Source organism: Kocuria tytonicola (genome assembly GCF_003687455.1).
Lineage (GTDB): Bacteria > Actinomycetota > Actinomycetes > Actinomycetales > Micrococcaceae > Kocuria > Kocuria tytonicola.
The window spans coordinates 1-5,503 of sequence record NZ_PHOA01000127.1 but is presented as its reverse complement, the minus strand read 5'-3'; the positions used below and the strand labels follow the sequence as shown (position 1 = coordinate 5,503).

Below are 5,503 nucleotides of genomic sequence, written 5' to 3'. Positions count from 1 at the left end.
CAGCGGCGGCGGGGTACTCGCTGCCTTGCGGCTCCTCGGACTCGTCCTGGGGGTCGGAGGGTTCTGCGACGTCCGGGGTCTCGAACGCGGGTCTGCCGGGCTCCGAGCCGTCCTGCCGCACGGGGCGCGACGGGGCCGGGCCGGTGTCCACCGTCTCCTCGCCGCTCTCGTCCACCGGGCCGTTCCCGCCCACGGGTTCGGCGGTCCGCCCCGGAGCAGCTGGCCGTGGCGAGGACGAGGCCCGAGGCGCTGACGACGTCTCGGGGCCGGCAGCACCCCCGGACGAGCTCGGGGTGCGGGCGGGCGCGGCGTCGTGAACCGGCTCCGAGGCGCCGGAGGACGGGGGTGGCGTCGGCTCCGCGCCAGGGGCGGAAACCGTGCCGTCCTGCGCGCTCTGCCGGATCCCGGCACCGCGCGGAATGCTCAGACGGCGTTCCAACCGGTCCACGCGCGAGGTGATCCCGCGCGTGGTGTGGTCCGCGGAGGGCAGCAGGATGCGGGCGCACAGCAGCTCCAGGTGCAGCTGCGGGGAGGTGGCCCCGGTCATCTCGTTGAGGGCCTCGTTGGTGATGTCCGCCGAGCGGGAGAGCTCCGCGGCGCCCAGCTGGGTGGCCTGGTTGCGGAGCCGGTTGATCTGGTCCGTGGGCATCCCGTGCAGGATGTTGGCCGCGGAGTCGGGAACCGCGTTGACCACCACGAGGTCCCGGAATCGCTCCAGCAGGTCCTCCACGAAACGGCGCGGGTCCTGGCCGGTCTGGACCACGCGGTCCACGGAGGAGAACACGGTGGCGGCGTCCCCGGCGGCGAAGGCGTCCACGACGTCGTCCAGCAGGGCCGCGTGGGTGTAGCCGAGCAGGGCGACGGCGAGGTCGTAGGTGAGACCGCGCTCGTCCGAGCCCGCCATGAGCTGGTCCAGGACGGAGAGGGAGTCCCGCACGGAACCGCCGCCGGCGCGGACCACCAGGGACAGGACGCCGGGTTCGGTGGTGACCCCCTCCTCCTGGCACAGCTGCTCCAGGTAGCGCATGAGCGGTTCGGGCGGCACCAGGCGGAACGGGTAGTGGTGCGTGCGGGAGCGGATGGTGGTGAGCACCTTGGAGGGCTCCGTGGTGGCGAAGATGAACTTCACGTGCTCCGGCGGCTCCTCCACGATCTTCAGCAGCGCGTTGAAGCCCTCGCGCGTGACCATGTGGGCCTCGTCGATGATGAAGATCTTGTAGCGGTCCCGCACGGGGGCGAAGGTGGCGCGCTCCCGCAGGTCACGGGCGTGGTCCACGCCGCCGTGGGACGCGGCGTCCATCTCGATGACGTCCAGGGAGCCGGCGCCGTTGCGGGCCAGGTCACGGCAGGACTCGCACTGTCCGCACGGTGTGGCCGTGGGGCCCTCCGCGCAGTTGAGGCAGCGCGCGAGGATGCGTGCGGACGTGGTCTTGCCGCAGCCGCGCGGACCGGAGAAGAGGTAGGCGTGGTTGACCCTGTTCTTGCGCAGCGCGGTCATCAGGGGCTCGGTCACGTGCTCCTGACCGATGACGTCCTCGAAGGTCTCCGGGCGGTAGCGGCGGTACAGGGCGGTAGTCACAGAGCACACCTTAGCCGGGGCCTCGGACGCGCACAGCGTGCCCGGGTGGCTGGGGAGGGAGGAAAGAAAAGACCCCCCGTGCACCCGCCAGAGCCCATATACCCTTGCTGCCTTCCGGCCCTGGGGGAGTTTTACGAGATGGCGCCACACGAGGGGCTGGGCTCTACTTTAGCCCAAGCGCACGCGGAGTTCGAACCGGCCGGGCGGCCTGTGCCGTGGGCGCCCAGCGCGCGCGCTCTGCTCACGACGCCGCCAGCCCGCGTCCCGGCCCCGCCGCCCCACGTGCACGGACCCGTTCCGGCTGCCGCACTGGAATCCCGTGCTGCCGGCTCCCCGGGTTCGTGGCGGGCCTGCCGACGAGGGTGCGGCCCCACAGAACCCGCGCTTCTGCCATGCTCCGAGCGGCGCGGAACCGGGACCGGATTCGCGCCGCGGGCAGGAGTTCCGCTATGCTGATTGCCGCACGTGCCCCGCATGAGTGGGTTGCGTGCTTGCCTGGAGGATTCGCCTAGCGGCCTATGGCGCACGCCTGGAACGCGTGTTGGGTTAACGCCCTCGGGGGTTCAAATCCCCCATCCTCCGCAGCATGACGAAGCCCCTGATCCGCCACACGGCGGGTCGGGGGCTTTGCTCGTACACCGGGTTCCCGTGCGGGGGTCCGAAATGGCTGCGGGTTGTGTCTGGTCCGCCCCATGGAGGAGCTTCCCTTCGGCCTGCCGTGGGAGGTTGTCAGCAGCCTTCCGGCAGCTGTCGCAGACCGGGTTTCCTCTCCCAGCCGCTGAGTGAAATGTTCGAGGTCCTGGCCGCTTTCCGCAGCGCCACCGAGGACGGGACTCCGTACTTCGATGCCGAGCGTTTCCTCGAGTTCGACGAGCACTCTCCCGCGCCAGTGGAGATCCGGTGCGCCATGAGCCATGCGCGGGTGATCCGCGCATCGCGCAGCACAGTGGCCCGGACCCCAATCTCCGATCCCCCTTGTCGCGGAGGGCGACGCCCGGTTCACCGGAGACTTCGCTCCCGTGATGAGCGTCCTCACGAAGGGTTCCCTCTCGCACGCTGCGATTGCGGTTGCGACTCTGGGGGGGGGCGGAGCTCGCAGCGCGGACCACGGTGGACGACGTGCGGCGCGGGATGAGGGCTGCGCGAGAGATGCGATGTTGGCGCAACGACAGCGCCGCGGGCCCCCGCAGGGGCCCGCGGCGCTTTCTCGTGCGGGAGGTCCATCGGCCAGGACACCCGGGGCGTGCACGACCCCTGGACCGGCCGGTGGCCTACTTGTGGCGCGGGGTGAAGGACGTGGAGCACTGCCATGTGGTCTTGCCGGACACCGCAGTGATGTCCACCCGCACGGTGCGCCCCGGAGTTGCGCCGGCGATCGGGTACTTCACGGCAGCGGTGCCACGGGTGGAGGCCTTGGCCTGTTTCGTGTTGGTGGTGGTCTTGTACTTCGCGCGAGTGGTGACCTTGGCGTTGGCGCCCACGCGGGACACGTTCACCACCGTGGTGGTCCACTGGCGGGGGGTCTTCACGGAGACGCTCGCCGAGCAGGGCTTGGCGGGGCTGGCAGCCTCTGCCGGGGCGGCGTCGGCGAGGGAGACGCCGGCGGTGAGGGCGAGTGCCACGAACGCGGTGGCGAGGGAACGGCGCAGGGGTGCAGCAGTGACCATGGTGGGTCCTTTTCGAAAGGGGGCGCGCTGTGGGTCCCGCAGTGGTCGGAGATCGACGGCCCGTCCGATCGGTTCCTGCGCCCGAGGGAGATGAAGCTTGAGAACAGCAGGATCGTATCCCCGGGGTGACGCCCAAGTAGGTTTGCGTACGAAAATTACACATGAAGAGTCATGAGAGCGCCGGTGCCCGCCCGGGACGGGTGATCGCCACGGCACCACAAGCTGGCGGCACCCCGAGACCACCCGTGGTGTCGGGGCGCCACCAGGGGCGGGGTGGTGTCGACTACTTCCTGCCCGCCCGGAACCCTGCAATGGCCGGGTCGTGGTCGGAGGAGGCGTAGGCGTCCGGGCGGTAGTAGTCCAGCGCCGTGGTGCGGTACTGCGCATACTGCAATAGGGGGGACTGGCCCGAGTTGATGTGCCACACGTCCGCGCCGGTCATGCGTCGCTCCAAGGAGCGGGATACCAGCAGATGATCCAGGGAGCCCACCTGACCCCCGTACACGTAGGTGTGCTCCGCGGCGTCTGGCGCGGACTCGAAACCAGCCGAGTAGAGAACCTGCATGGGGTCCTCCTGGGAGTAGGAGTTGAAGTCGCCCAGCAGAGCCACGTCCGTGGATCCGGCCCGCTCGGTGAGCTCCGGGATCCACTCCACCAGTGCCTGGGCCTGCGCCACGCGGGCCGCGTTCCAGGCCCCCTGGCCGTCCCCGGCGTCCGCATTCGGGCCGTCCTTGGGGCCGGATCCCTTCGACTTGAAGTGGTTGACCACCACCGTGGTGGGCGCGTTGTCCTTGCCCTGTGTTGCGGTGAACGTCGCGGCAAGCGGCGTGCGTGCGTTCGCGAAGGCACCGCCGGGGCCCGCGGCAGAACCGAATGCCTGTGCCTCTCCGTGCAGCGTGACCTCCCCCGGTTGGTAGATGATGGCGTTGGTGATGAAGTCCTGTTCCGCCACGTCCTGCAGCTGGGAGTCGTCCACGGGGGCGATGGCCCACTTCCCGTAGCCGGCAGCGGCGTTCAGTGCGCCCACGAGAGTGGTGAGCGCCTCGTCCTTCCCCTCCCCGAGCTTCACCGAGTTCTCGATCTCCATGAGTCCCACCACGGAGGCGTCCAGTTGGTTGATGGCGGTCACGGTCTTGACCTGCTGGCGCTGCAGATCCGCCGCGTCGTACGCCCCGCGGACATCGCATCCCTGAGCCACGTTGTGGGTGCCGTCCGTGGAGTAGTTGCCGCCCTTGCACTTCTTCGTGTCGCCCGTGGTGGTGAAGTAGTTGAGCACGTTGAAGGACGCCACGGAGAACTGCCCGCCCACACGGGGGGTCCTGTCGGAGGAGGTCGTGAACCGGACCGGTTCCGTTCCCCGGGTGGTCACGGTGGTGGGCTGCAACCGCCAGCCGTCGTGCCGGTAGTCCACGATCATCGGCTCGGTGAGCTTCGCCCGGTCCCCCACCTCCACCGGGTTCTGGGGGTCCAGGTAGGGCACGGTGCGGGCCTCGAGCTTCGGGCTCGCCGCGAACCCCTGGTTGGTGCCGTCGTCCAGGGCCACGGAGATGGCCCTGTTCCGCGCGGCCTGCGCCTCGGCCTCTGTGCTGCCGGGTCGGGCGACGTCGGTGGGCTGGGCGGGTAGCGCAGGGCCCGCCGCGAGCCCGAGCTCGCCGTAGCGGCCCACTCCGTAGGTGTCCGCCACCCGGAAGTTCTCCCGGGACTGGTACACCATGGATTCCAAGTTCTCCCGGTAGGAGACGGTGGAGGCCCAGTCCGTGGTGACGGGTTTGACGGGCGCCACCTTCTTGATGACCTTCGTGACCTTCACGTCCCCTGCGAGCTGTGTGAGGCCCTTGTACTCACCCGCGGTACCGGTGACCTGGACGGCGTCGCCCTTCCGGACGGTGAGGGGGGTCTGACCGGTGGACACGAAGAGTCCCGTGGACGCCGTGGTGCCCGTGATGGTGCCGCCCGATCCCGGGGTCTGGATCACGAATCCGCCCAGGGAACCCGGGCCCGGGGGGTAGACGGCGGTGACCACGGCGGCTTCCGTGGTCACGGTCTTTCCGGCCAGTGGCGTGCTCTGCCCGGTGCCCTGAATGGCCGCAATGCTCGTGGTGGGCGACGCCGCCAGGGCGGGTGCCGCGCCCGCCACCGCGAGCGCGGCACTGACCGAGAGGGCGAGCGCGCCGCGCCGAATGGCACCGAAGCGGCTGGGGCGACTGAAGGCAGAGGGGCAGGACGGCGGGGGAACGTTCACGGTGATCTCCTGGGG

3 protein-coding genes, 1 tRNA gene and 1 other RNA gene are annotated in these 5,503 nt (G+C 70.2%); 1 reads left to right on the top strand and 4 read right to left on the bottom strand.

Going from position 1 to position 5,503, the window contains the following annotated elements:
- A partial coding sequence (locus tag CWC38_RS10710) for a DNA polymerase III subunit gamma and tau (protein WP_121846719.1) occupies nucleotides 1-1,579 on the bottom strand: 1,579 nt, incomplete at its 3' end.
- Nucleotides 1,580-1,643: 64 nt separating this feature from the next.
- Nucleotides 1,644-1,740: signal recognition particle sRNA small type (gene ffs, locus CWC38_RS10705), an RNA gene on the bottom strand.
- A 336-nt stretch (nucleotides 1,741-2,076) separates the two neighbouring features.
- Here ffs and CWC38_RS10700 point away from each other — a divergent pair.
- A tRNA-Ser gene (locus tag CWC38_RS10700) sits at nucleotides 2,077-2,161 on the top strand.
- 689 nt (nucleotides 2,162-2,850) lie between these two features.
- Here the strand turns inward: CWC38_RS10700 and CWC38_RS10695 are convergent.
- Together CWC38_RS10695 and CWC38_RS10690 are read right to left on the bottom strand one after the other, a co-directional pair.
- Nucleotides 2,851-3,246, bottom strand: a complete 396-nt coding sequence (locus CWC38_RS10695) for a hypothetical protein (RefSeq protein WP_121846718.1) — start codon at nucleotides 3,244-3,246, stop codon at nucleotides 2,851-2,853.
- Nucleotides 3,247-3,529: 283 nt separating this feature from the next.
- Nucleotides 3,530-5,503: ExeM/NucH family extracellular endonuclease (locus CWC38_RS10690; RefSeq protein ID WP_338067543.1), on the bottom strand; the 1,974-nt coding region annotated here is incomplete at its 5' end.